At 42.2% G+C, this 26,635-nt stretch carries 18 protein-coding genes and 1 tRNA gene; 2 read left to right on the top strand and 17 right to left on the bottom strand.

Translation table 11 applies throughout. The annotated features are described in order from the left end of the window. Positions 1–23 precede the first annotated feature (23 nt). From BIW53_RS11310 to BIW53_RS11335, 6 genes are all read right to left on the bottom strand, one after another. A complete protein-coding gene (locus tag BIW53_RS11310; protein ID WP_070992004.1) occupies positions 24–1,778 on the bottom strand; it encodes a hypothetical protein in 1,755 nt (584 codons plus the stop codon). A gap of 296 nt (positions 1,779–2,074) precedes the next feature. Continuing rightward, on the bottom strand, positions 2,075–3,331 hold the full coding sequence (locus BIW53_RS11315) for an O-antigen ligase family protein (RefSeq protein ID WP_070992007.1): 1,257 nt from the start codon (positions 3,329–3,331) through the stop codon (positions 2,075–2,077). A gap of 57 nt (positions 3,332–3,388) precedes the next feature. Beyond that, positions 3,389–4,276, bottom strand: a complete 888-nt coding sequence (locus BIW53_RS11320) for a Wzz/FepE/Etk N-terminal domain-containing protein (RefSeq protein WP_070992008.1) — start codon at positions 4,274–4,276, stop codon at positions 3,389–3,391. Positions 4,277–4,286: 10 nt separating this feature from the next. Next, positions 4,287–6,980, bottom strand: coding sequence for an SLBB domain-containing protein (locus BIW53_RS11325; RefSeq protein WP_070992011.1), 2,694 nt, complete (start codon positions 6,978–6,980; stop codon positions 4,287–4,289). Positions 6,981–7,337: 357 nt separating this feature from the next. Further along, positions 7,338–8,123 carry a DUF481 domain-containing protein gene (locus BIW53_RS11330; protein WP_070992014.1) on the bottom strand — a complete coding sequence of 262 codons (786 nt, stop codon included), beginning with the start codon at positions 8,121–8,123 and terminating at the stop codon, positions 7,338–7,340. 22 nt (positions 8,124–8,145) lie between these two features. Next, a complete protein-coding gene (locus BIW53_RS11335; protein ID WP_070992015.1) occupies positions 8,146–8,961 on the bottom strand; it encodes a mechanosensitive ion channel family protein in 816 nt (271 codons plus the stop codon). 183 nt (positions 8,962–9,144) lie between these two features. Between BIW53_RS11335 and BIW53_RS11340 the strand changes: the two genes are divergently transcribed. After that, positions 9,145–9,220, top strand: a tRNA-His gene (locus BIW53_RS11340). A 203-nt stretch (positions 9,221–9,423) separates the two neighbouring features. Here the strand turns inward: BIW53_RS11340 and nagP are convergent. From nagP to secA, 5 genes are all read right to left on the bottom strand, one after another. Beyond that, positions 9,424–10,725, bottom strand: a complete 1,302-nt coding sequence (gene nagP, locus BIW53_RS11345; RefSeq protein WP_070992017.1) for an N-acetylglucosamine MFS transporter NagP — start codon at positions 10,723–10,725, stop codon at positions 9,424–9,426. Between the two features lie 235 nt (positions 10,726–10,960). Beyond that, positions 10,961–13,540, bottom strand: a complete 2,580-nt coding sequence (locus BIW53_RS11350) for a family 20 glycosylhydrolase (RefSeq protein WP_070992019.1) — start codon at positions 13,538–13,540, stop codon at positions 10,961–10,963. 210 nt (positions 13,541–13,750) lie between these two features. After that, complete coding sequence (locus tag BIW53_RS11355) at positions 13,751–15,817, bottom strand: M13 family metallopeptidase (RefSeq protein ID WP_070992021.1); 2,067 nt, start codon at positions 15,815–15,817, stop codon at positions 13,751–13,753. 115 nt (positions 15,818–15,932) lie between these two features. Further along, positions 15,933–16,328: an 8-oxo-dGTP diphosphatase MutT gene (mutT, locus tag BIW53_RS11360; RefSeq protein ID WP_070992023.1), complete on the bottom strand. Its 396-nt coding sequence runs from the start codon at positions 16,326–16,328 to the stop codon at positions 15,933–15,935. A 55-nt stretch (positions 16,329–16,383) separates the two neighbouring features. Continuing rightward, positions 16,384–19,095, bottom strand: a complete 2,712-nt coding sequence (gene secA / locus BIW53_RS11365; RefSeq protein WP_070992025.1) for a preprotein translocase subunit SecA — start codon at positions 19,093–19,095, stop codon at positions 16,384–16,386. Between the two features lie 394 nt (positions 19,096–19,489). Between secA and BIW53_RS11370 the strand changes: the two genes are divergently transcribed. Further along, positions 19,490–19,990 carry a DUF721 domain-containing protein gene (locus BIW53_RS11370; RefSeq protein WP_070992027.1) on the top strand — a complete coding sequence of 167 codons (501 nt, stop codon included), beginning with the start codon at positions 19,490–19,492 and terminating at the stop codon, positions 19,988–19,990. A gap of 25 nt (positions 19,991–20,015) precedes the next feature. Here the strand turns inward: BIW53_RS11370 and lpxC are convergent, their stop codons facing one another. The 6 genes from lpxC to murC all read right to left on the bottom strand — a co-directional run bounded on the left by lpxC (position 20,016) and on the right by murC (position 26,603). Continuing rightward, positions 20,016–20,927: a UDP-3-O-acyl-N-acetylglucosamine deacetylase gene (gene lpxC / locus BIW53_RS11375; RefSeq protein WP_070992028.1), complete on the bottom strand. Its 912-nt coding sequence runs from the start codon at positions 20,925–20,927 to the stop codon at positions 20,016–20,018. An 86-nt stretch (positions 20,928–21,013) separates the two neighbouring features. Further along, positions 21,014–22,258: a cell division protein FtsZ gene (gene ftsZ, locus BIW53_RS11380; RefSeq protein ID WP_070992030.1), complete on the bottom strand. Its 1,245-nt coding sequence runs from the start codon at positions 22,256–22,258 to the stop codon at positions 21,014–21,016. Positions 22,259–22,278: 20 nt separating this feature from the next. After that, positions 22,279–23,511, bottom strand: coding sequence for a cell division protein FtsA (ftsA, locus tag BIW53_RS11385; RefSeq protein ID WP_070992031.1), 1,233 nt, complete (start codon positions 23,509–23,511; stop codon positions 22,279–22,281). After that, entirely contained in the window at positions 23,508–24,287 is a 780-nt protein-coding gene (locus BIW53_RS11390) for a cell division protein FtsQ/DivIB (protein WP_070992033.1), read from the bottom strand. Before BIW53_RS11390 ends, ftsA begins: the two co-directional genes overlap by 4 nt. Position 24,288: 1 nt before the next feature. Next, positions 24,289–25,197 carry a D-alanine--D-alanine ligase gene (locus BIW53_RS11395; RefSeq protein WP_070992034.1) on the bottom strand — a complete coding sequence of 303 codons (909 nt, stop codon included), beginning with the start codon at positions 25,195–25,197 and terminating at the stop codon, positions 24,289–24,291. Beyond that, positions 25,194–26,603 (bottom strand): UDP-N-acetylmuramate--L-alanine ligase, encoded by a 1,410-nt coding sequence (gene murC / locus BIW53_RS11400; protein ID WP_070992262.1) that lies wholly within the window; start codon positions 26,601–26,603, stop codon positions 25,194–25,196. The genes BIW53_RS11395 and murC overlap by 4 nt, the downstream gene beginning before the upstream one ends. Positions 26,604–26,635 lie beyond the last annotated feature (32 nt).

The following is a 26,635-nucleotide window of genomic DNA, read 5'->3' on the forward strand; positions in this document are numbered from 1 at the left end:
AGCTAGTAATTAGCTAGTAGTAATTACTGTGACCAATCGTTTTGGTCAAGAACTGGCATTACGCGGTCAGAGCGGCCAGGAACTTTCTGCACAGATACACCGTGTACAGAGTTCTTAGGAGCAGTAACAGTGAACGTTACTGAGTGACGGCTAGCGTTGTAAGCAGCGTTTGCACCTAGGTCACCATAACCACCGTCAGCACCTTCATATAGCTTCTGGGTAACAGCTTCTTCGATAAGTGTAGGTACGAAGTAAACTACTGAAGACTTAGCAGGAACTGAACCAAGCTCAACAGCTGTTACTTTACGAGCACCATCGTTACCGTCAGCTGACTCACTGAAGATATCAACAGTCACTTCTGCAGCCTCATCGTGCTCGTTAGTGATACGTACGAAGTTACCTTCAGCGTTAGTTACGTAAGGAACTTTAAGAACCGCACCGTTAACACCAACTTCGTGAGAAACTTTGTTATCTGCACAGTGATCAAGCTCACCAGCTGTACCGAAGTCTAGCGTGTAGTGAGTAGTCACGTCGTAGTTGAAGTTCATGATACCAGTTGCTGGGTTGTTTTCAACAACGTAGAACATTTCGTTGTAAGCTGCACCTAGTAGAGGAGCAGTTGTCATTGGGTTTGTTTCTGCGTCGCCAGCACCGATAGCAGGTGTGAACAAGTCAACAGCTTCAGTGTTGTACACTGTTGCATCGCTTAAGTCCATAGCGAATTCGCCAGGAACTGTACCAGTTTGAACTGAAACCGCTGTGTCAAGCACACCAGTTGCAGCTGTACGGCCGTTGTATAGACGCATTTTAACGTTTGCACCAGGCTCTGAAGAAGCTACGAAAGCAGTTTCAACATGGTCGTCAGCATCTAGAACGATTGCTTGATCTAGAAGAGCTGCACGGTTGTAGTAACCAGTCTTATAGATAGCTTGTGAGCTAGTTGCGATTAGACGGTTAGTTGCATCAGCGTTATATACGAACTCAGTACGCGCTACGATTGCAGTGCCTTCAGAGTTTGAGCTTTCAGCGTTAACTAGAACTTCAGCAGTTGTACCAGCGTGTAGTGGGTAGAACTGAGGAGAAATGTCAGCGATTTTCTGAGAGTTAGAAACCGCACCTTGGATGTTATAACCTGTACCACCATCGGTGATAGCAGCAGTAGCTGCGATAGTTACAGATTGAGAAGCCTGATCTGTATCTGTACAAGTAGTGTTAGCAATCTTGATACCTACTGGATCAACAGCTGTAGAACCACGAGAGAACGCTAGACGAGTACCAGCACCGATTGTGATACCAGCTTTAGTTAGGAACGTGATAGTTGAAGCACCGTCAACTGTACCATCTGAAGAAGCAACCGCTTCAGTAGTAACGCCATCATTCTTTAGAAGGTGGATCTGGTTAGAGTTACCAGCAAATGTTGCACCTGTTAAAGAGATAGTGATTTTAGTACCACCAGGGATGTCTGTCGTAGGGATGTAAACGATGTGCTGGTCAGTGTCAACACCGTCAACCGCATCGAAATCAATCGTAAGGTTACCAGTTAGCTCGTAAGCAATACCTGCTTCATTTGTAGGCTCTAAATCAGCAGCGCCTGCAGCTGTACGGGTTGCTTCAGCAATACACGCAGCACCAGCATAGATAGTGCTATGTGCTTGAACTGCTAGACCGTCAGCACCTTTATAAACTTCGAAACAAGCTTCAGTACCTGCATATGCATTACCTGCTAATACAGCGGCAACTGTAGCAGGGATTAAAGCGACTTTATTAAAACGCTTCATTTTTATCTCCATGTATCCGGTGGACACTTTATGTTTTCAGTTAAAATTTACACACTCTGAATACCAGAGTAAGCAAAACGTTAAATAATTTAAAGGGCCCGACCGACACTGCACAAACATGTAGTATCTAATCCAGGCTTGCTTATTATGATAATAAGTACAATTAAATTCAAGAGCTAGCTAAAAATTATAAAAATTAATTATTAGCTCAAGGATACTGTAATTGGCTTTAAAATAGCATATTTAGCTCTATATGCAACCCTAGCTTCACTAATATTAGTGGGCCCATGTTTCAACTATACCTTAACTTTTACATTTGTAATATTAAAGTAGCTAAACATCACATATCCTAATAATAAATAAAAAGTTGGCAAAGTCTTAAAACGATCACTTATTGCAGACGAAAAGCCAAATAGTAACACCTCAGAGGCTATCAAACACGCCACGGCAAATGCGAATGCGGCCTGCTGCGGATTACTTGTTCTGTAAAATCGATACACGTAAGTACACATGTAGAAAAATACTAGCTTTACCAGCAATACAGCAACAAGACCCAAGATCCCCCACTTTATTAAGTGATATCCATAAAATGACTCAATAACTTCTATTCTCGATAACAACTCTAGTCTGTTTGAGCCTTCCGAAAGTGGTGGAAACTGTGAAAGGTATTCCCACGCCAAGCCAATCTCTTTGAGTCGGTGGCCAGTTGAGTCATCAACACTGCCATCCTCACCTCCAAATGTCTCTAATATATAAGACACCTGTTCAAATTGTTCACTAAAGGTGATCAAGATAGCAGCACATAATACCCCTAAAATGCTCAGTAGAACATAAGACGTTTTTCGTGTTCTCGCTCCGGTGCACCAAAAAGCCAGCCCTAAAATACCTAGAGTTGAGAATAGTCCACCTCGACTAAAACTCAAAACCATTGCGGAAAACGCAATAAAAACCAAGCACCATTCGTGTAACTTCAATGGTACTTTTCTTGCGAAAAAACAGAAATAGTAAAAAATAAAAAAAGACAAATAGAACGAAAAATCTGATGGGTAGCCATAAGTGCCAGACCAACGGTAAAAATGCAACGCCATATCGTCACTGGGTCTGCCTTTGAATAAGTCAACTATCGGCCATAATGCAGGTACATACACCAATGCTGAAATAACTATTTGAAATACAAAAATCTTTTTAAAGAAGACAAAAAACTCATCTTTGTCTCGCTCATCTAATGGATAAAGAAACGGGATCAATAGATACAACAAATAGATGAGAGGTCTTAAGTAGTCCGGTATATCTCGAAACACTAGCAGGTCAGTAAAAGCGAGTGAAAGGCTTGCGTAATAAGTCATCAACAAGCCACAAACACTGAATACCGCGACCATAAAACTTCTTTTGAAGCTAGGCTTCTTTATAAGCAAAGTTATAAATACAAAGGCAAAAGCTAATACATGCAGTACTTTTTGAGCGTTAGGCGCCCCCAATGCATGCGGCAACACTGGGAACAATGCTACCAGTAACCACACGAGCTTATTGATGGTTAAGTTATTAAATACCACGAACACACCTGTCTAGCATGCACAATATTAGCCGAACTTGCCCTAGCTCCAATCTCACTAGTCCTTAGCTCTTAAGCCTACAACTACGACAAAACACACACTTAATATTCCGCCAACCAAAGCAAATATAACAACGATTAGCGCTCTGTTGGGTCCATACTTTCTTTCTGGTACTATAGAGGGGTCAATCACCTTAAATGCATACTCTTCTTTAACGGTTGCTAGCATTTTTGTTCTGTGCTGCTGCTCAATAAGTTGGTAGAACATCCTTTTGGTTTCCAGCACGTTGGTATTTTCTAACGCAACTTCAAGGTACTTTATGCTTTTATCTGCGTCTAATATTTCTTCTTTGCGGATCTCTTGATTTATATCCTGTACCAACAGATCAGTTAGTTTCTTTGCGATAACAGGCGATGCATGAAAAACTGAAAGGGTAACTAGGCCAGTCTTGCTATTGGCTTCTAATACAAAATCATCCTCAATGAATTGCTCATAGATATAGTTAATGGATGCCGGGTTTTGCGCATTAGGTTCCAAGCGTGCCAACTTATCTTGGTCATAGACTATCTCGCCAGTATCTCCTGAAATTTTTTCAGCAGCAAAGATGTCCTTTTCCAGTTGATGTTGGGCAATAAACTTGGTCAAAAACTTTCGACTTTGAAAATGCTCAAGGTGCAGCATGCTTTTATCAGCACCACCACCGAGTTTAACTCCCGCTAAAGCAGCAAGACCACCAAATTGACCTGATAACCCACTCCCGCTATCGCTCGAGTTGGCAGCTGGAATAAGTAAGACCTGAGCTTGATAAACGTTTGGCTTAGACAACGCAAAAGCAACCCCGAGTACCGCAAATATACCGACTACCATGCAAATCAATATCAACCGAGCTTTAACGATAGAGAAAATATCTCCAACCGTAACATCATCATTCTTATATTCTGACATTATCACTACCCTAAATATTGTTGATTGCTGCTGCTGCAACACCAAGCTGATAAATAATTTGCGTGCTAGTACTCCACAACGTTAGGTTGTCCATATAATTGGAATCTAACGGCACCACAATGGTGTCTCCAGGGTTTAAGTTGTCAGTATTATCAACAGAGAACCAACTTTTCTTTGGCATTAAAACAGCTCCGTTGGCTTTAATAACATAGATACTCTCATCATCGGCTAGCTTCTTAACTCCACCGCTTCGCTGAATATATTCAGAAACACTCAAGTTATTTTCAAATAAGTGTGAAGCTGGGTAATTTACCTCGCCAATTACACTGATAGAGTCTCTTTTTGATGGTACATAAAGCGCATCCCCATGCTGTAGCACGAGCTCTTGCTGACCATCTATAATTCTATCCAAATCAATTACTAATCTTCCCATCGCTTCGACATCGTCCAAGTCATTGAGTAACTGTTTGATTTCCGTATAAGAGATACTATCGGTTGCAGGCTGCAAACTTTTAGAAGCTATTTCTCTTTGTAGGTTTTCACTCAACCTTTGAATTTGAAGCTTTTCTTGCTTCTTGATTTCTTCACGCGTAAATACTGCCCCCTCTATCGAGGCAAACTCGGTGAGACCACCAGCTCTTGCAAGTACCTCCTGAAGAGATTCACCACGCTTGATGGTATATACCCCAGGAAAGGTTACCTCACCTGCAATACTTATCTGGTTATTATCCATCCATTTTGGGACAGCCAAAACGTTGATAGCATCTTTACTGGCGAGTTTAAACGTTGGTTTTGTTAACTCATTTTTCAAATTGACTGACTTATGCACCACTGACATCGAGCTGCCTTTTTCATAAGACGTCATTTCGGCAACTTCTAAATACGCTGACTCTAATAAGCCACCCGCCGCTTCTATAGCATCCGCAACTGTATAATCTTTAGCTAATGGATAGTTTCCTGGGTATTTTACCCGCCCTTGCACTGTGAACATTCGTACTGGTCGCGCTGGCGAGGCTTGGTTGTTCAACCTCTGTAATACTGGCTCTAATAAAGAAATCCTTGAAAACGGGCTTGGAATACGCCCTTCATCTTCTTGCTCAGATTCAACACGCACACTAAACAACCAACGATTGGTACTTTCTTTCGAATCAACTTCTTGGTCCCTATCTGAACTAGAAGTCTTTGTTCCTTCCCTACGATTCAACTCAGTCAAGGCTTTTGTATTAACAAACGCTTGGAACAATTGGTTTTCATATAGATTCCATAGTTTAGAGCGTTCTTGTTGCTCTAATTCTTCTTGGGTAAGATCTAAAGCTCTTAATGCTTTTTCTTCGTCATCTTTGTACTGAAAACGACTAAAAATGTAAATTTTATCACTGGGTTCAAGTGACACAAGCTGCTCTGCTTTTGTGTTTTCAGACAGCTGAGTCATGATATTAAATTGAATAACAGACGTATCCTCAAACGCTTTCCCTCTAACAATCAAGCCGTAATTCCTGTCGGCCTGAGGCAATAAGTTACTCATATTACTATCAAGGATATCCCTGATTTTTATGTTTGGTCTCCAAGCGTATTTGCCTGGTCTGACTACGGCACCCACTAGAGATATTTCATTTTCAAAAGAAGTCGCCACATCAGAAATGGAGATTTCATCGCCATCACGTAACTGAGTTTGTGCCATACTGCGAGAATCAACTTCTAAAACCGTTTTCGCCCCATCGGTATAACGACTAATAAGGATTGATTCCTTGTATGCAGACGCCTTCATACCTCCAGACATTCTAATCAGATCACTTAATGTCTCACCTTCTTTGAGCTCAAAAATAGCCTCTCTTCTAACCGAACCTTTCAGGGTAACTCGGCTTTGAACACTAGGCACAAAAACCGTATCGCCGGATTTTAAATGCACATCACCCACACTGTTACCGCTCAGTAACAAGTCGTATAAGTCTAATGTTTGCACTAGCTTGCCTTTACGTTTCAATTGAACGTTACGCAGTGATCCTATATCTGTAAGCCCACCGCTTGCATAAAGGCTATGTGTGATAGTTGATAGTGACGGTAGAGTATAACTTCCTGGAGATTGCACTTCGCCCACAACGAAGACTCGAATACTTTTTAATGAGGCTAATGAAACAAACGCCGATGTGCCAATGAGTTCTTTTGAAACTTGTTTCTGTAATAGCTCTGAAAATGCTTTATAACTCATACCCATAACGTGCATAGGGGATAGATCAGAGATTTTTACTCTTCCTTCCTTATCGACTTCTACTAATTCTTCGATATTTTCTTGACCAAACAAACTAACTTTTAGCTGATCACCCACACCAAGCACATAATCATTTGGCACAGCCACATCACTCATCTCATCCAACGTAAATGAGTTACTGGAAAACAGTTCACTACCAAAAGGCTTAAGCGCTACAGTCTCTGGCTTAAAACGCTTTTCTTCATCAGATAAAAAATCATTCTGTTTGCTATTTTGCTGCTCAGTTACCACAGGCTCTACTTTGCCAGCTGTTTTTAGCTCAGTTTTGGAAGCATTAAGTGCCCCTAAATCAATGCCGTATTGCTCAGCCAATAGTTTCTGTTGGCTTTTTGGTAACTTACTAAATTGCTTTAGCTGCTGCTGTGAAGGTGTAGCAGCGTGCACAGTGGCCGCTAAAAATACAACTAATAACAAAAGTAGACGTTTGACCTGCATGCCTCGCTTGTCCTGTATGAGTAAATAAAATTCAAACGCGTATTCTACACGAGTTACTTTAAAACCAAAATTGATAAAACTCTTTCAGACAAATTACTTTCAAACATTATCAAGCTCACCAGTAAAGAGCTTTGAGTAACTCCTTGGTGAACAAGCAGGTTCAGTTACGATGTCACTTTGATGGAACATTATTGACAGGAAAAGTTAGAAGCACTGATGTTATTAGCACGCATCTAAAGCCATTGTGCTTTAGATTAATTTTTTAAACAGCCCCATACAATTGCTATATTGGTTTGCAACCAGTCTTCTCAATCAGAGCTAAGACTGGTTGCAAAGTCACTTTTTCAAAAAACAATTTTAGAAACTATAAACGAGTGTTAGAGAAGTCTCTGTATCTGTATTGTCTTTTTCTGGTGCAACATCAGAATTATGAATGACGTTATAGGCAACTTTCATCTGTAATGAACCATTAATTTTGGTCATTAAAGCTGACTCCGCAGTTGTTTTAGTATTGCTCTCACCATATTCGATGGCTATCAACTGAGTGAAACGCGCATTTTCAGAAATCTGCCAGTTAAAGTCTAGTTTACCCACACCAATCAATTCACTTTCAGACTCACCAGCTAATGAATTACCATCATCATCGAGCTCGGTACTGTTTTGATGATGCTCAAAACGTTTAATACCCGGACCTACTTCTGCGTTTAGATACATGTCATCGGTACCAAACAACCTTTGACCATAACCTACAGAAACCACGGTTTCATTTCGATAAGCACCAAAGTAATCAGACACATAAGCACCGTAAATAAACAGGTGGCTATTTTCTTTTTGAAGCTTATAGTTACCTTGAGTTGATAGAGAGTACTTTTCGTTAGTACGCTCTGTGATGCGCTCACCTTGTTCGTTTTCTATTTCATCTTCTTTATAGATACCACTGACTTTGTACTCATTGTGCCAGTTTTCTAGGTTGTGCTTTGCTTTTAGGGCGCCTTTTAAAGTCGTGGTTTTAGTATTACCACTGGTAATTATGGCACCCACTTCGCTAGTCACATCCCAAGTTTTTTTTACATCTGTGCTGTTTGCATAAGCATTGTTTACTGTGGCTGCAATCACACACAGAGATAAAATTTTTAATTTCATTTCGTATTAACCTTTCGAAAAATTAGTCTTTATGAAGATGTACATCCATTTGTGGGAATGGAATCGAGATATTCGCTTCGTCTAAAGCTATCTTAATATTTTCAACCAACTCAAAGTAAGTCGGCCAATAATCTGGCGTTTTTACCCAAGGACGCACCACGAAGTTCACGCTAGAATCAGCTAACTCTAATACCGCAACCGTATACGCAGGGTCTTGTAAAATACGTTCTTCTTTATCAAGTACAGACTTCAACACTTGTTTAGCTTGCTTTAGATCCGCATCGTAGCCAACGCCGATTACTAAGTCGATACGGCGCGTTTTTTCTCTTGAGAAGTTAACGATAGCACCTGACATGATGGCTGAGTTTGGCATGATAATGACTTTGTTGTCTGGCGTTTTCAGTTCTGTAGAAAAAATTTCGATCTTTTGAACGCTACCAGCTTTACCGCCAGCTTCAATATAATCACCCGCTTTGAAGGGTCTTAAAATAATAATTAACACACCTGATGCAAAATTTGAAAGGGAGCCTTGTAGTGCCAAGCCAATCGCAAGACCCGCAGCACCTAAAATAGCGATAAAGGATGTTGTTTCAACTCCAACCTGCGACAGCGCCATCAGTACCGTTGCAGCAAATACAGCAGCAAAAACAATATTCGCAACAAAGCCTGCAACAGCTTTGTCTATTTTTCTCTTTTCGAATGCTTTAATCGTCAAAGAGTCACACATTTTTGCAACCCTCAGACCAACAAACAAAATGATTAAGGCTATAACGGCCTGTATCGAGAAATGAAGTAACATATCTGAGTTTTCATTTAGCCAATTAATAGCTACATCCATAAGGCCTCCTAGGCATGATTTTTTATTTTGTGCGCATCATACATAGATTATATGAATATTGTCTGTATGTAAGGATTTTTTTATTTGTATTTTTTTCTAAAAAAATACATTTTTTACTTTGCAAGTACCAGATATTTATGTATTATGCGCGCCACACCAAACGAGGTGTTCAATTCTTTTGTGGCGGCTGTAGCTCAGTTGGTAGAGCCCTGGATTGTGATTCCGGTTGTCGTGGGTTCAAGTCCCATCAGTCGCCCCACTTTTCTTTATTTATCTTACCCCAAAGATAAAAATATCATTTATTAATACGGTCTTTAAAACACGCTTTCTATTTGGTTCCAAACTATTTTTTTTCTCTTACTATTTTCATAACGCTATATAGACACGAATTTTAGACAAAAAAAATGCCACCTTTCGGTGGCATTACACACGGGATTATTTCTACGTATAGATAGAAATACTTTACTTCCAACTTCTCATTTTGTGACCTTTCACAGCATAGAAGAGGATAAATAGATAACTTGGGATCATTAAACTATATGCACCTTGTGCACCTAAGCCTGCAACGTTGCCTAGACCTATGAGTAATGGTCCTAAGGCACCACCGGCGATCCCCATAATCAACAGGCCTGACGCTGTGCCTGTTAATCGTCCTAATCCTTCTAATGCTAATGGCCAAATAGCAGGCCAAACCATAGCATTAGCGAAACCAAGCAATGCAATACACAATAGCGGATCTGGCAACTCAGGTCCACCAAATGGAACGAGTAACAGGTTAGCTATCGCGAAAGAGTCGTTGCTACCAAATACAACGGCTAATACAGTTACAATACCTGCAATTCCCGACATCATCAACGCATTTTGTTGAGACATAAATCTAGGGATTAAAGCGATACCAATTGCATACCCAACAAGCATACATGTCATTGTATAAGAAGTCATCACAGAATAGTCTGCAATCCCCAACTGCAAGGCATAAGATCCAATGGTGTCTGCTGCAATGACTTCCACAGCTACATACAAAGCAATACCTATCACACCTAAAACCAAGTGAGGGTGAGCCAGCGTTTCTTTGAGTTCTCCCTTACTCGTTTTACTTTCTTCACTAAACACCAAGTCAGGCAAAGGTGCAAACTTAGCAAACAATGCAAATAGAAAAATCAGTCCCGCAATTGCAATATAGGGAGTTATCAGGCTGTTTGCCATGATATCTTTTTGTTCTTGAGTCAGCTTAGCACCGCCTTCAACCAAACCACTTACGACAACAGCGGCAAAGACGATAGGTACGATAACGCCGGCGGATTTGTTCAATAGCCCCATGATACATACGCGCACAGCAGCAGATCTCTCCGAGCCCATTTTTACTACATAAGGGTTAACTGCCGTTTGTAAAACAGTTTGACCAACACCAATCATGAGCTGTGCAAATAAGAAAATTTCTATCATTTGCATTTTTGCTGCTGGAATATACATTAAGGCTGAAGCAGCCATAATTACACACCCTATTGCCATACCATTTTTGTAGCCTACGCGTTTGATTAACATCGCTGAGGGAATGCCTGCAACCGTCACCGCAATATAAAAAGATGAAATAATAAAGGAGGCTTGTAACGGAGTTAGCTCAAGCATTTGTTGTAAAAACGGAGTAATCGCGCCATTGAGCCAAGTGATACACCCCAGAATGAAAAACATTGAACCTGCGAGTATCATCGGGAGCCAAATACTCTGCTTTTCTTTATCTTCAATTTCCACGATTGCTTCCATAAATCTCTTCTTGTTGCTAATTAATATCATTATTTTGACTGTCATGCATTGCCATATAGTCCAAGCTAGTTGCGTTATTGCTATATAAAAACAAAAATGACAGCGCTGACATTTAACTTTACGTTAAAATTTTACTTTTGACTAGTTAGATTTTAAACACAAATGTAACTAAAACTGAAACAAACGCTTACAGCTTTAGTTACTTCACTTACTTCACGTCTAGGTAAGGGCTAGATTAATTTAGCCCAGTCACGCGACTCATATTATTTTCCCCAATTCGCGTTCTCAAACGCACCGCAGCGGAGTCATTAACAGTGACCGGAGCAGTATAAACTTGCCAATTTTGACCAGCATCTAAACTGTATTCGATGGTCAAATGGGGAAATGCGCTGTTAGCAACTAAGCTACCATTTTCCAACTTCGCACCAGGCACAGGTAGGTTAGCATTGACTTTGTCTTGCTGTAGTTTTTCCAGTTCCTTGAGCGACAGAGCTGCGGCGAATAGCTGCCAATCTTTGTCGAATTCCTTACTATTTAACCCTGTACTTTCCCATTTTGACTTATGCCATGCCCGCTCTGCAACAGCCAAAATGCGTGGAAAAATCATCGCTAATACTTGCTCTTCGGTACGGATTGTTTCACTCCATACCTGCCCTTGTATCCCCAAGATGTTCTCTGGTTTTTCTAGTTGAGGTAACTCTCGGCCAACTAACGCTTCAAGGTTTACAATGGGCTCTCTTGTGCGCGTAAAATCCGCATTGCCATATACATCATCTGGCATATAGCCAAACGTTTTTTTAGTATCAATATAGCGTGTTGCCCAGTAATAACCCCTTTCGTCTGGGTGTGCTTCATAAGGGTGGTCAAAATATAAGTGTGTGCCATGAGATAAGATCACTTGGTATCCTTCGTTGGCCAGACGATACGCTCTATCCGCCACACCCCATTCCCAGATGTTGTCCCATACATTTGCTGTAAATGCTTTGTTTGCAAAGGCTTCACGATTAAAAGGATTCACACGGTCATACATCAAGCCATCTTCCCAAGCTCCTGGTGTAATGCCACGCTTATTGAGCATATCGGCCACTCTTTGCGTAAAATATGGCTTTAAATCCGCAACCCCCGAAACCCCATTACCAGAGCGAGAAAATAGACTTTGACAAGCCTTGGACTCTCCCCATGAGCCAGCGCCAACTTCATCTCCACCAAAGTGCAAATTCGTTAGCCCTGTACCCGCTTCACGATACATACTTTGTAGCTCATATGTCACTTTTTCCATAAACGCATAACTAGAATCAAGGCAGACATTTATAGAGTTATCTGTATAGCTTTGTACCGTTATGTATTGTGACTGGTCACCAGGTTCGCTTAGTAAGTAAGCACCTGCTTGCTCCTTTTTACCCTGTTTCATTAACTTGTTATATCTAGCTTCCATTGCTTTAATAGACGCTCTGGCATGTCCCGGGCTTTCTATTTCTGGAACAATATTGATGTGCCTTGCCTTTGCAAACTTTAGTAGCGCAACAAAGTCTTCTGTTGATAAATAACCGTTACCTGAGCCTGATTTAAATGGCCCAGTACCTAACTGAGTCAATAAACAGTTTTGCTCTGTTAAATCAAAACAGCGGTAAGCACCAATCCGTGTCAATTCAGGTAAGCCAGGGATTTCTAATCGCCACCCTTCATCATCTGACAAGTGCCAATGTAGAACATTCATTTTATAGCGAGCCATTTGCTCAACCAGCTTGAACATGGCTTCTTTACCATGGAAATTACGAGCATTGTCATAATGCATACCACGCCAACTTAATCTGGGACTGTCTTCAATCTCAACATTTTGCAACGTCACACGTTCATGCGCGTCAGCAGGAAACAAAGCCAACAAACTCTGCATACCATAAAATACACCAGCGTTGTCCGCACCCACGATTTCAATTCGCTCATCGTCAATTACAAGGCGATAGCTTTGTGCTTTCCCATCCGCAATTGAGCTATCAACTTTTAACATGACCGTAGGTTGTTTTTGCTCTGCAATGTGATCTGGCTGTGCAGTTAATTTCAGGCCATATTTAGCCAAGTCTTGCTGGAAGACCTCCAATTCAGATTTTAATCGACCTGCAAACCGAATTTGCCAATTACTATCTAGCAAGGCACTTCCGCGATTAAAGTCCACCTTGTTAGGTTTTGGAATAATTCTTTTTAGCGCCGCCTCTTCTGATACTTTTACAACGCTTTGATTTCGTTCATAACGTAGCTGAGCGGTCGCTAACTGAGTGCGATCTAACGGTTCGTTGTAACGCCTCAGCTGGTTTTCTCTTTCGATAGGCGCTATAAATTGCTGTAAATCTTCGGTATCGGTATTGGCAAAAATAGCAGGGGTCTGTTCATTAACAACCATAAATGCGCGTGGCATAAAATCACTGTAAGCAGCAATCCAAGCGCCCGCCTCAAACTTTACGGATAATTGTTCGCCATTGGCAAGTCCAGCAAACTCCTCTGTCGGTACAAAGCGATGTAAATCACCATTTATGTGTTCAACCTTCAACCCTGATGCTTGCTTGGTATGGATCTTACGCACCGAGTGAATATAGATGTGCCATTCGCCCACGCCTTTGGGTAACGCCACGCCGGAATTATTTGTCAGTGTCATAGAGCCTATAAAACTCGATGCACCATTATGAAAATTGTCTTCTACCGCAAAAGTTAGCGCAGTACCTTGGGTAAAGCGCTGCAGTTCACTATCTGACAGTGTTGCATTGGCAAGTAATGGGACGGAGGCTAACACACTAGCCATTATCGTTTGCTTAAAACTCATCGTATGCTCCTTTATAAAGCGGTAGTCTCTTCGCTTCGTTTCTGTTCTTCTATGTGCGAGTTGATTAATTATTAGCTGATTCATTTCCCTTTCATCATATAAAAACTAAAATGACAGCGCTATCATTATTTTTTCATGTTTTTGAAACAACCAGTATTTAGAAACAAAGAAGCCCGCAAATAGCGGGCTTCTTTACAAAATAGAGCTGGCTTACCAAATTTTTACACGCTGCTCTGGCGCCAAGTACATTTTATCACCTTCTTTGACGTCAAATGCCTGATAAAACTCCGGCATATTCGGTAACACACCAATTACTCGGTAGTGGCTCGGTGAGTGTGAATCAGTTACCAAACGATTACGCAGTTCTTCTTCACGATATTTTCTGCGCCAAATCTGTGACCAACCCATAAAGAACCGTTGTTCGCCAGTATAACCATCAATAACAGGAGCCTTGGTGTCGCCTAATGAGATCTGATACGCCTTATAAGCTACCGTCAAGCCACCCAAGTCCCCGATATTTTCACCTAAGGTAAATTCACCATTAACGTGGGCATCTTCAAATGGTTTAAACTGATTAAACTGCTCTACCAGTTTTTTACCACGCGCTTCAAACTGCTGAAGATCTGATTCGCTCCACCAGTTACGCAGGTTGCCATCACCATCATACTTTGCACCTTGGTCATCAAAGCCATGGCCTAACTCGTGACCAATAACGGCACCAATCGCACCATAGTTAACCGCATCATCAGCTGCAAGGTTAAAAAACGGCGGCTGTAAGATAGCTGCGGGGAAAACAATCTCATTATTAACTGGGTTATAATAAGCATTAACCATTTGCGGTGTCATAAACCACTCTGAGCGATCAACCGGCTTACCCATCTTATCAACCATCTCTTGGTATGCCCACTGGTAGTAACGCACATAGTTACCAAGTAGATCATCACGATTAATTTGCAGTGCAGAGTAATCTTTCCACTTGTCTGGATAGCCAATCTTAGGAGTGAACTTACTAAGCTTCTCTTTTGCGGCAACTTTAGTTTCAGCACTCATCCACTCAAGACCATCTACCGCTTGTTCAAACCCTTTTATCAAGTTCGCTACCAACTCTTCCATCTTAGCTTTCGCTTCTGGTGGAAAGTACTGTTTTACGTAAATTTTACCAAGCAATTCACCTAACACTTCGTTACTTGCATCAACCGCTTTCTTCCAAGTAGGAGCTTGTTCTTCAAGGCCTCGAAGTGTTTTATCAAAGAAGTTAAACCTTAGTTTAACCATGTCTTTGTTAAGCAAAGCTGCATGATTATTTACAAAATGAAAGCTAAGGTATTGCTGCCAAGCTTCTAGCGAAGTATTGCCGTAAACATCTGACAAACCTTCTAAATAAGATGGCTGATTGACGATAAGTTCCTTAAGATCTAACCCAAGTGCACTGAAGTATTTAGGTAAATCAAACATTGGCATTAACTTATCAGCTTGAGCCAACGTCATTTTGTTATAGGTTTTAGTCGCATCACGACTCTCTACCCGAGTCCACTGTGCATCAGCGATTGCCTTTTCCAATGTCAAAATGTTTGTCGCAACTTGTTTTGCATCTTTATAACCAAGTCTTGTAAACACCTGCTCAATGTATTGCGTATATTCATCACGTATCGTGTTGAATTTATCACTATCTTTTAAGTAGTAATCTCTGTCAGGTAGACCCAATCCAGACTGATATAAATACAAAGCATATTCTTGAGAGTTCTTTGCATCATTATTGACATACCAAGCAAATGGATTTTGCCCACCTTTGCTCAGTATCTTCGCCATTAAGGCTGGTAACTCAGCTTTATCTTTGACAGCATTAATCTCGCTCAGATAAATCTTTATTGGTGATAATCCAAGTTCTTCTCGAGCAGTCTCGTCCATATAGCTCGCATAAAATGCGCCTAGTTTGTATTCGTCACTGCCAGGGGCTGCCTGAGTATTTGACTTAGCACTCTCTAATACTTCTTTTAACGCTTTTTGAGATTCATCATAAAGCTGAGAAAACGAACCATAGTTTGACTTATCTGCGGGAATTTGCGTTTTTTCAAGCCATTTTCCGTTCACATAATAATAGAAATCATCTTGTGCTCTTACGGTACGGTCAATATTGTTTAAGTCTATCCCCGATACTTTAGCAACTTGCTGCGATTGTTTTTGGGCAGTATCTTGAGTATTGCTTGCAGGTTCACTGCACCCAAGCAAGCCAAATGTCATTGCGACACTCGCCGCCGTTAATGTAATTTTATTCATTTATGATATTTCCATAAGTTGTACCACATCATCTTAAACTGCTTAGTCCCTAGAAAACAATTTCAACAAACTAATAAATCGATAATCAATGGTAACAAATAGTGTACATATTCATTTAAAAGTCAGACTGCAACTTAGAAACAATTTCTCGGTTCGCTTCAGGAAAAGACAGTTCATGAAGCTTATCAATACTAACCCATTGACAAAGCTGCCCTTCTAACCCTCTAGCCTCTCCTGCAAAATCTTCAACCAGATGAATATCTAAGCACACCTGCTTGTCACCATAGTCATGCTCGATACGCATTAAAGCGTGTGAACTATTGACGGTAATGTTCACCTCTTCTGCAAGTTCTCTTTTGAGCGCATGAAAAATGCTTTCCTGCGCCTCTACCTTCCCACCTGGAAATTCCCACAAGCCGCCTTGATGCTGGTGCTCAGCACGCTTACTGACAAACACTTGTCTGTCTTGCATGATCACCCCTACGGCAACATTGACTATCTTCTTTTCCATTACTGCTCCCGAAAAAAAAGCGACTCATGGTCGCTTTTCGTTATTTTCTTATTTGTTACTTAAGCTTACCGCAACATTGCTTGAACTTCTTGCCTGACTGACAAGGGCACGGCTCGTTACGACCAACCTTAGGTTCGGTGCGCGCAGCTACTGCTGCTGAACCTTGTGGTACGTCACCACCCACATGCTCAGCATCTGCATGTTGATACTCTCTTGGCGCTTGCTCACTACGACGATGTTGTTGTTCTACTTTTTCAACATCTTCCTCTGCACGTACCTGTACTTTGCTCAGAATACCTACTACGTCTACTTTTAAATTCTCCAACATCTCAGAGAATAATTCGAAAGACTCACGCTTGTATTCCTGCTTAGGATTCTTCTGTGCATAGCCACGTAAGTGGATACCCTGACGCAGGTGGTCCATTGCAGCCAAGTGATCCTTCCAATGCTGATCCAAACTCTGAAGCATTACTGCTTTTTCAAATTGGCGAAGCACGTCAGGTCCAACCATCAACTCTTTTTGCTTATACGCTGATTCAACTTCTTCAGAGATGCGATCACGAAGTTTCTCTTCGTACAGCTTCTCGTCATCAGCCAGCCATTGTGCAATTGGTAATTCGATTAAGAAGTCTGCTTTCAAACGCTCTTCTAAACCTGGAATATCCCACATTTCAGCCAAGCTTTGTGGTGGAATAAACTGATCGATTATGCTATTTAACACATCGCTACGGATCGCCGTAATCGTCTCAGAAATATCGCCTTCTTCGAGTAACTCATTGCGCTGCTCATATACAACACGACGTTGGTCATTAGCCACATCATCATATTCAAGAAGCTGTTTACGAATATCAAAGTTACGTGCTTCTACCTTACGTTGTGCATTTTCAATTGCGCGGTTTACCCATGGGTGCTCAATCGCTTCACCACGCTGCATACCTAGCTTGCGCATCATGTTGGTCATACGCTCACCAGCAAATATGCGCATAAGAGCATCATCCATCGACAGATAAAAACGGCTTGAGCCCGCATCCCCTTGGCGACCAGAACGACCACGTAACTGGTTATCAATACGACGAGATTCGTGACGCTCAGTACCAATTATATGTAAACCACCTGCAGCAATAACAGCATCATGCGTTTTTTCCCATTCTGCTTTAATCTGCGCGATTTGCTCTTCCGATGGATTATCTAACTTAGCCACTTCAGACTGCCAGTTACCGCCTAACACAATATCCGTACCACGTCCGGCCATGTTTGTGGCAATGGTCACTTTACCTGGTAAACCAGCGTCCGCAACAATATCAGCTTCTTGGGCATGGAACTTAGCGTTTAGTACGTTGTGCTCTATTTTTTCTTTGGTCAAGAAATGAGAAAGATACTCAGAGCTTTCAATTGAAATTGTACCCACCAACACTGGCTGGCCACGCTTTTGGCAATCACGAATATCTTCCAAGATCGCTTCAAACTTTTCTTCTTGCGTCAAATATACCAAATCAGCGCGATCATCACGGATCATCGGTTTATTAGTTGGAATAACAACGGTATCTAAGCCATAAATTGACTGAAACTCGAATGCTTCGGTATCTGCGGTTCCGGTCATACCAGCCAGTTTGTCATAAATTCTAAAGTAATTCTGGAAGGTAATAGAGGCAAGTGTCTGGTTTTCGTTTTGAATTCGAACACCTTCTTTAGCTTCCACCGCTTGATGCAGACCCTCTGACCAGCGACGGCCTTCCATAGTACGGCCGGTATGTTCATCAACAATGATAACTTCATTATCTTTTACAACATAGTCTACGTCTTTTTGATACAACTTATGCGCGCGCAGCGCTGCATAAACATGGCTCAACAATGTGATATTACCAGCTGAATAAAGCGAGTCACCCTCATCAATCAAGCCATGCTCAATTAATAGTTCTTCAACTTTTAGTTGGCCACGTTCAGTCAAATGAACCTGTTTAGATTTCTCGTCTAGGGTAAAGTCACCATCACCTTCCACGCCCTCTTCATCTTCTTTTTCTTGCAGCGCAAGAGACGGTACCAAGGTATTGATTTTGGCATATAACTCAGAGCTATCTTCAGCAGGGCCTGAAATAATCAATGGTGTACGCGCTTCATCAATTAAAATTGAATCCACCTCATCGACTACGGCGTAATAAAGTGGACGCTGTACACGTTCACTAATGCTAAATGCCATATTATCGCGCAGATAGTCGAAGCCAAATTCATTGTTAGTACCGTAGGTTATGTCTGCAGCATACGCTTCTTTTTTCTGCTGCGGCATCATACCTGGCACATTACAGCCAACAGTTAAGCCTAGAAATTCAAATAATGGGCGATTTGTTTCAGCATCACGCTTAGCCAAATAGTCATTTACCGTAATAACATGGACGCCTTTTCCGGTTAAACCATTTAAGTATGCAGGCAATGTCGCTGTAAGTGTTTTACCTTCACCTGTACGCATCTCTGATATGCGGCCCTGATGTAAAACAATACCACCGATCATTTGCACATCGAAATGTCGCATATTAAAAACACGTTTAGACGCTTCTCTGACCGTTGCAAACGCTTCAGGTAAAATATCATCTAAGCTTGTACCTTGCTCAAAACGCTGTCTGAATTCAGCCGTTTTGGCTTTTAATTCTTCATCCGAAAGGGTGCTGTACTGTTCTTCTAACGCATTGATTAGGGCGACCGTTTTTCTTAAGTTTTTAATAGTGCGGTCGTTGCGACTACCAAAAATCTTGGTAAATAAATTAGCTATCATGTTAAAACCGTTTCACTCTAGTGATGGCTGACCTTCGCCATGTCCATATTGTTATTTATTGGCATATGAGGCCGCACTGTTCGCTTTGGCAGCAAGTTAATTAAACCTCGCTATAATGCCTGAAGTTAAAATTATGCCCTATCATACCAGACTCAGCGAGTGTGCAAACCACTGAAATGAAATCAACCGCGTTTTACTATCAATTAACGGTTGGAACGTAAACATAAATTGCTACGTTAAGCCAATCAGCTGCCTGTAATGCTCAAGAAGGTATCCGAGGTTACACGGAGATATGGGTACGATTTGATATAATTCAAGAGTACAATAACGCTTCTGTTGCGTCTGATGCAGCGCTATACTGAGATTAGTATCAGCAAATAGGCTACATTTCGCTATGGCAAAAAACCGCTATGATCCAAAACAACTCAATGAATTGATGGGCAAGTGGTCAGATAAATTGAGTAATTATACTCATAAATCACAAACGATGGCACAACTGCAACACTGTCTTGAAGACGCAATAGGCCCTATTTTGAGTAAAAAGGCGCGCGTTGCCAACTATCGTGAGGGTACGCTCGTCATTGAAGCAGCATCTGCAACCTTAGCAACTAGACTCAACTATTTAAAAATGGAAATTTTATCGAAGTTTAGACAAGCTGGAATGGTTGAGTGTGCACAAGTTAAAGTAGTAACCAACCCTGAAGCACAACAACGTTTAACGCCTCGTGATAGTCAATCGATACAACATAAAGAACTTAATACAGGGCGTGTGATGAGTGCGCAAACGGCAGCTCAATTAACTGAATTAGCAACCAATGCCCCACCTAGTCTACAAGAGAAACTGTTAAAGCTTGCAGCTCATGCACAAAAACAAAGCAAAAAAAATGACGCCTGATGCGTCATTTTTTTTGCTTCTTTTTTCAAGCCGTGGCGACTTCCAGTCCGGGAGCTGGCATTGCGACAGGCTCATCAAACGTAGCCCATTCCCATGCGGAATCTGTAGCCATGATGGTACGTAATAACTTGTTATTCAAGCCGTGGCCTGACTTATAACAGGTAATTTTACCTAAAATGTTATGTCCTGCCATGAACATATCGCCGACACAGTCTAATATTTTATGCTTCACAAACTCATCATCATAACGCAAGCCATTAGGATTCAACACCTTATAGTCATCAAGTACAACGGCGTTGTCCATACTACCACCTAATGCCAGGTTATTTGCATGCATATACTCAATGTCTTTCATAAAGCCAAAAGTTCTGGCTCGGCTAATCTCTTCAGTGAAACTCTGCGCTGTAATATCAAGTGCAATACGTTGACGACTGTCATTAATTGCGGGGTGATCAAAGGCAATTTCAAAGTCGATGTGAAAGCCATCATAAGGGGTGATTTCTGCCCACTTATCACCGTCTTCAACACGCACTTTCTCTTTGATACGAATAAAACGCTTAGCTACGTTTTGTTCTTTAATGCCGCCTTTTTGCAATAGATAAATGAATGGTAATGCACTCCCATCCATAATCGGCACCTCTGCACTGTCTAACTCCACAATCAGGTTATCAATACCCATTGCGGCAACAGCTGCAATCAAGTGCTCAGTGGTCGAAAGACGAATACCATCTTTGTTCGTTAAACACGTACATAGCTGGGTATCACCCACAGCTTCAGGCGTAGTTTCAAAGTCAACTACGGGGTCAAGATCCACACGACGAAACACCACCCCGGTGTTTTCACTCGCAGGTCGGAGAGTGATCGTGACCTTTTCACCTTTGTGAAGCCCTACACCCGTTGCTTTAACAACTTCGGCAATTGTACGTTGTCTAATCATAGCTTCGCCCACTTTATATTACACATAGACGGCGGATTGTATCACAGATACGACCACCTGCCAATCGTTTAATCTATAACCAAATGTTAATCTGACTGCTTACGCAGAAATGCTGGGATATCAAAATAATTGTCTTTCTCTTTATCCGCATCTTTACCACTTGGTTTACTTGCTTCACCAGCACTAGAGTGGCTGCCACTAGTTGTTGAGCTGCCTTTACTTGACACGCTTTCTTGCGTGGTTTCTGTTTGCGGCTGCGTGAAGCTTGGTACGAACATACCAGCAGATTGAGTGCTCTCTTGAGTCGCACTTCCCGCATCAGAACCAACAACCTTCTTGAACCCACTGTCAACAATGCCAAACTGTGGCCGACGTTCACCGCCCAAACCTGTTGCAACAACTGTGACACGAAGCTCTTCGCTCATTTCTGGGTCAATAACCGCACCCACAACCACAGTCGCGTTTTCAGAAGCTAACGCCTTAACATGGTTACCCACAATTTCGAACTCTTCAATGGTAATATCCATGCCAGCTGTAATATTTACTAGGATGCCTTTTGCTCCTGTTAAATCTACATCTTCTAACAATGGGCTTGAAATAGCAGCCTCAGCAGCTTCTTGCGCTCTATCTGGGCCCGATGCTGATGCAGTTCCCATCATTGCAGTTCCCATTGCTGACATAACCGTTCTCACGTCTGCAAAGTCAACATTGATCAAACCAGAACGAGTGATCAACTCTGCAATACCTTGAACCGCTCCGTATAGGACATCATTAGCTTTAGCAAAGGCGTCTAATAATGTAGTTCCTTTACCAAGAACTTTCAGTAATTTGTTGTTTGGAATTGTAATAAGTGAGTCTACAATTTCTGACAACTCGCCGATGCCTTGATCCGCGGCAGCCATACGCTTCTTACCTTCAAGATCGAAGGGGCGAGTCACAACTGCCACAGTCAAAATACCCAGCTCTTTAGCTACTCGAGCCACCACAGGTGCAGCACCAGTTCCAGTACCACCCCCCATGCCAGCAGCAATAAACACCATATCAGCACCGTCAAGCGCCGACTTGATAGTTTCTATATCTTCTTCCGCTGATTTGCGACCCACTTCAGGGTTAGCCCCAGCACCTAAACCAGATGTGATCTGGGTACCAAGTTGTACCGTTACATCTGCAGATGACTTGCGCAAAGCTTGCGCATCCGTGTTAGCTGCAATAAAACGAACACCTTCAATTTCTTGTTTCACCATGTGCTCAACGGCATTACCGCCGCCGCCACCTACACCGATGACCTTAATTACAGCTTCTTCGCTGTGTTGTTCCATAATATCAAACATTTTCACTCTCCGACTTGAGCTTAAAACTCACCTTGGAACCATTTTGTAATTCGGCTCCACCAACTTCCTTCCGATTCTGCTTTCGACTTCTGTGCATTCATCGATTGCAGCGTTCGGCCGTATTGTAACAAACCTACCGCCGTTGCGTATGCAGGATCATTAACATAATCTGTTAACCCAGTGATACCTATGGGTTTGCCAATTCTCACTGGCATTTGACAAATATCTTCGGCAACCTCGAGGGCTCCCGCCATTTTTCCACTACCTCCGGTAATAACCAGACCCGCAGCGATTTGGTCCTCAAAACCCGAGCGACGGATTTCTTCCAACGCCAATTCTAATAACTCGCGGAACCTAGGTTCAACCACCTCTGATAATGTATGTCTTGACATTAAACGAGCTGGACGACCACCAACGCTTGGGACCTCAATAGTTTCTTCGTTACTAGCCATTTGGCTACTTGCACATGCATATTGTACTTTTAGTGACTCTGCATGAGAAATAGGAGTACGGAAAATTTTTGCAATATCACCCGTCACTTGATTACCTGCAACAGGGATAACCGCTGAGTGACGCAGTGCACCATTGAGATAAATAGCAATATCCATAGTGCCGCCACCGATATCTACAACGGCAACACCCAATTCTTTCTCATCATCCGTTAGCACCGAATAACAAGAAGCCAATGCACTGAACGTCAATTGATCCACCTGCAAACCACAGCGTTCAACACATTTTTCCAAATTCTTTGCCATATCATTTGAGCACGTAATAATATGCGCTTTGGCTTCCATTCTTACCCCACTCATACCGAGCGGGTTTTTGATGCCTTCTTGCATGTCAATGCTATATTCCTGAGGCAATGAGTGTAACATTTTTCGTTCAGCTGAAATTGGCACTGAACGCGCTATATGAATCACATTCGCTATATCATCATCGCTCACTTCTGCGTTATTGATAGCCACTACACCGCTTTCATTTTGACATTGGATATGCTTACCTGAGATACCCAAATACACTGAGCTAATTCGACAATCAGCCATTAGTTCAGCTTCATCAATTGCACGACGAATAGACTCAGAAACGAGATTTAGATCATTCACACCACCTTTATCCATACCATGGGAGATCTGATTACCTACCCCCACAATACTAAGCTGATTATCTGCGGTGATTTCGCCAACAGTCGCAACCACCTTTGAAGTACCTACATCTAACCCTATCACTAGGTTTCTTTCTGCTGACTTAGTCATGCTTCACTCTTACTTTGTTGTTCTTGTTCTTGCGGATACTTCCAGCTTACCGCAAGCCCGATATCGTAACGCAGGTCTATCACATCTATCGCCGCGCCCTCTGGTGCTCGCATTTTCGGATAGACATCAATAAATCTTTGCACTCTCTTCGCTATTTTTTCACGACCCAAATTTAATCGGATCCCACTATCTAGCCATAGCTGCCAAGCAAAACGCTCTGAAAGCGCTAAGCTAACCAGTTTGAAGTCATTCACATTCAACATGTCTTTAAACTGTAGAAATGTCCGCCATGCTTCTTGCTCACTACCTTCAGGTCCGTATAGCTGAGGTAACTGTGTACTCACCAAATCACTTTGCGCCTGAAATACCTCACCGTGCTTATTCAGTAACAGATCACTATTCCAAACCGCAACGGGGGTATGCTCTACGACATAAACCTGTAGCTGATCTGGCCATTGCTTTCGCACCGAAACATGTGCAATCCAAGGTAGCGCTTTAACTTTACTGTGCACAGATTGCACATCGAGCTCAAAGTAACTACTCAAATCTACTTGTTTAATCGCCGCGATAATATCCGCTTCTTTTGTATATTGCGGTTCACCCAGAACAGTTAATTGCTTGATTTGTGCATCTTTGTGCTCAACCAACCAATCGCTGACCCAATATGTACCTCGCACTACACAAACTATCACCAAGATGAAAAAGCCTACTCCCAGCAGCAACGACCAATTCAAGCGCTGGTTTATTTGTTTGGCTTTTTCAAAAAATGCACGCATCTTAAAGCGTTTGCTCCAAAATGCGAACAACTAATTGCTCAAAAGTTATGCCCTGTGCTTTTGCCGCCATCGGCACCAATGACTTTTGCGTCATGCCAGGTACCGTATTCACTTCCAGCAAGTAAAAATGACCATTTTCATCTTGCATCGCATCAACTCGTCCCCAACCGTTTGCACCGACTAACTCAAAAGCATGTTTGGCCATTATCTGCAATTGAGCAGTATGTGCTTGTGAAATATCCGCAGGACAAAAATACTGGGTACTATTTACTTGATATTTTGCTTCGTAGTCATAAAACCCTCGCGGCGTTTTCATTTCAATCACAGGTAACGCTTCATCACCGAGCATTGCTACAGTGAACTCTCGCCCAGTGATCCATTGCTCAACCAAAACTTGTTCATCAAATTTGAAGGCGTTGGTTAATGCTGTAGTTAGTTCCAGCGCGTTGTTCGCTTGCGCCATGCCAATACTTGAGCCTTCATGCGAGGGCTTAACCATGACTTTACCAAATTCTTTCATGATGGCATCGGCATCAAACCCGGCGTTCGCATCAACCACCGCATACGCAGCGGTGCTGAGTTTGGCTGACTTGAATAAATGTTTACAGCGTACTTTGTCCATTGCAAGCGCACTGCCCAATACGCCGCTTCCGGTGTAAGGAATACCCATATATTCCAGAGCACCTTGGATGGTACCATCTTCACCACCTCGCCCATGTAGCGCGATAAACACACGTTCAACAGACAAACTTTTCAACTCCCACAGGTTTCTCTCTGCCGGATCAAAAGCAATTGCATCTACTCCCGCACTCAATAAACCATTGAGTACAGCTTCGCCAGACTTTAACGACACCTCACGTTCAGCTGAACTGCCGCCCAGCAATACCGCTACTTTTCCAAACGTGTTCATGCATCACCTTGCTGTAGTGCCGCCACCGACATTTTAGTAGCAGCTAATTGTTTAACGATTTGACCGATGTTACCCGCACCTTGCGTAATAACCAGATCATTGTCTTGTAACGTCTCTGCCAATATTGCAGACAGCTCAGCATGGTCAGCAACATGGATTGGCTCAACACCACGCTGACGCAGGCTGCGGCATAGGCTCTTGCTATCCGCCCCCACAATCGGCGCTTCACCAGCGCTGTATACATCCAGTAGTATCAATTGATCAACTTCTGAAAGCACTTTAACAAAGTCCTCATACAAGTCGCGGGTCCGAGTATAACGATGTGGTTGATAGATCATCACTAATCGCTTATCAGCCCACCCTGCACGCGCTGCCTGAATAGTTACAGCTACCTCTGAAGGATGATGGCCATAATCATCAACCAACATTACTCTACCGCGCTCATTATCAAACTCACCATAATGCTGAAAACGTCTGCCAATACCTTCAAATTTCTCAAGCGCTGCTAAAATTGCCGTATTATCAATATCATGATCTTTTGCAACCGCAATAGCTGCGGTGGCATTTAAAGCATTATGTCTGCCCGGCATGTTCAACTTAACTTCAATGGCTTCACCTTTTTTGGTTACCACGGTGAACTCACTGCTACTTACGGTTTGCTTGAAGTTTTCCATGCGATAATCCGCAAATCCTGATTCACCATAAGTGATCGTTGGACGAGCAAAACGTGGGATCAAATTTGCAGCCACTTCTGAGTCTATGCACACCACCGCCAAACCGTAAAATGGCAAATTATGGATAAAATCCACATAGGTGTCTTTCATTTTTTCAAAGTCACCATCATATGTATCCATATGATCAGCTTCAATATTTGTGATCACCGAGACCATAGGTTGTAAATGCAAAAATGACGCATCGCTCTCATCTGCCTCTGCTATCAACACATCACCGGTTCCCAATTTCGCATTAGTGCCGGCACTGTTTAGCAACCCACCGATCACAAACGTTGGGTCTAGTTTTGCCTGAGCAAATATGCTGGCAATCAAACTGGTTGTTGTCGTTTTACCATGGGTGCCCGCAATGGCGATGCCATGACGAAAACGCATGAGTTCGGCGAGCATTTCTGCACGTCTTACTATCGGTATACGTGCCGCTTTGGCCGCGATAATTTCCGGATTTTGTTCATCGATAGCACTAGACACCACCACCACATTAGCATCTTTAATATTGTTTTCGTGGTGACCGATAAATACTTCTGCGCCCGCTTTCAATAACCGCTCTGTCATCGCATTTTTCGCAATATCAGATCCTGTGATGCGATATCCTTCATATGCTAGTACTTCCGCTATGCCGCCCATACCGGCTCCACCTATACCAATGAAGTGTATGGTGTTAATTCTTCTCATAGCTCGACGATTACTGGTTTCTTTCACGCGTT

Source organism: Pseudoalteromonas byunsanensis, assembly GCF_001854475.1.
GTDB classification, from domain to species: Bacteria; Pseudomonadota; Gammaproteobacteria; order Enterobacterales; family Alteromonadaceae; genus Pseudoalteromonas; species Pseudoalteromonas byunsanensis.

Bases quoted from the DNA above. Each gene is read 5' to 3' on its own strand.
- BIW53_RS11310 (WP_070992004.1), bottom strand. From the start codon at position 1,778: ATGAAGCGTTTTAATAAAGTCGCTTTAATCCCTGCTACAGTTGCCGCT.
- BIW53_RS11320 (WP_070992008.1), bottom strand. From the start codon at position 4,276: ATGTCAGAATATAAGAATGATGATGTTACGGTTGGAGATATTTTCTCT.
- BIW53_RS11325 (WP_070992011.1), bottom strand. From the start codon at position 6,980: ATGCAGGTCAAACGTCTACTTTTGTTATTAGTTGTATTTTTAGCGGCC.
- BIW53_RS11330 (WP_070992014.1), bottom strand. From the start codon at position 8,123: ATGAAATTAAAAATTTTATCTCTGTGTGTGATTGCAGCCACAGTAAAC.
- BIW53_RS11335 (WP_070992015.1), bottom strand. From the start codon at position 8,961: ATGGATGTAGCTATTAATTGGCTAAATGAAAACTCAGATATGTTACTT.
- nagP (WP_070992017.1), bottom strand. From the start codon at position 10,725: ATGGAAGCAATCGTGGAAATTGAAGATAAAGAAAAGCAGAGTATTTGG.
- BIW53_RS11350 (WP_070992019.1), bottom strand. From the start codon at position 13,540: ATGAGTTTTAAGCAAACGATAATGGCTAGTGTGTTAGCCTCCGTCCCA.
- BIW53_RS11355 (WP_070992021.1), bottom strand. From the start codon at position 15,817: ATGAATAAAATTACATTAACGGCGGCGAGTGTCGCAATGACATTTGGC.
- mutT (WP_070992023.1), bottom strand. From the start codon at position 16,328: ATGGAAAAGAAGATAGTCAATGTTGCCGTAGGGGTGATCATGCAAGAC.
- secA (WP_070992025.1), bottom strand. From the start codon at position 19,095: ATGATAGCTAATTTATTTACCAAGATTTTTGGTAGTCGCAACGACCGC.
- BIW53_RS11370 (WP_070992027.1), top strand. From the start codon at position 19,490: ATGGCAAAAAACCGCTATGATCCAAAACAACTCAATGAATTGATGGGC.
- lpxC (WP_070992028.1), bottom strand. From the start codon at position 20,927: ATGATTAGACAACGTACAATTGCCGAAGTTGTTAAAGCAACGGGTGTA.
- ftsZ (WP_070992030.1), bottom strand. From the start codon at position 22,258: ATGTTTGATATTATGGAACAACACAGCGAAGAAGCTGTAATTAAGGTC.
- ftsA (WP_070992031.1), bottom strand. From the start codon at position 23,511: ATGACTAAGTCAGCAGAAAGAAACCTAGTGATAGGGTTAGATGTAGGT.
- BIW53_RS11390 (WP_070992033.1), bottom strand. From the start codon at position 24,287: ATGCGTGCATTTTTTGAAAAAGCCAAACAAATAAACCAGCGCTTGAAT.
- BIW53_RS11395 (WP_070992034.1), bottom strand. From the start codon at position 25,197: ATGAACACGTTTGGAAAAGTAGCGGTATTGCTGGGCGGCAGTTCAGCT.
- murC (WP_070992262.1), bottom strand. From the start codon at position 26,603: ATGAGAAGAATTAACACCATACACTTCATTGGTATAGGTGGAGCCGGT.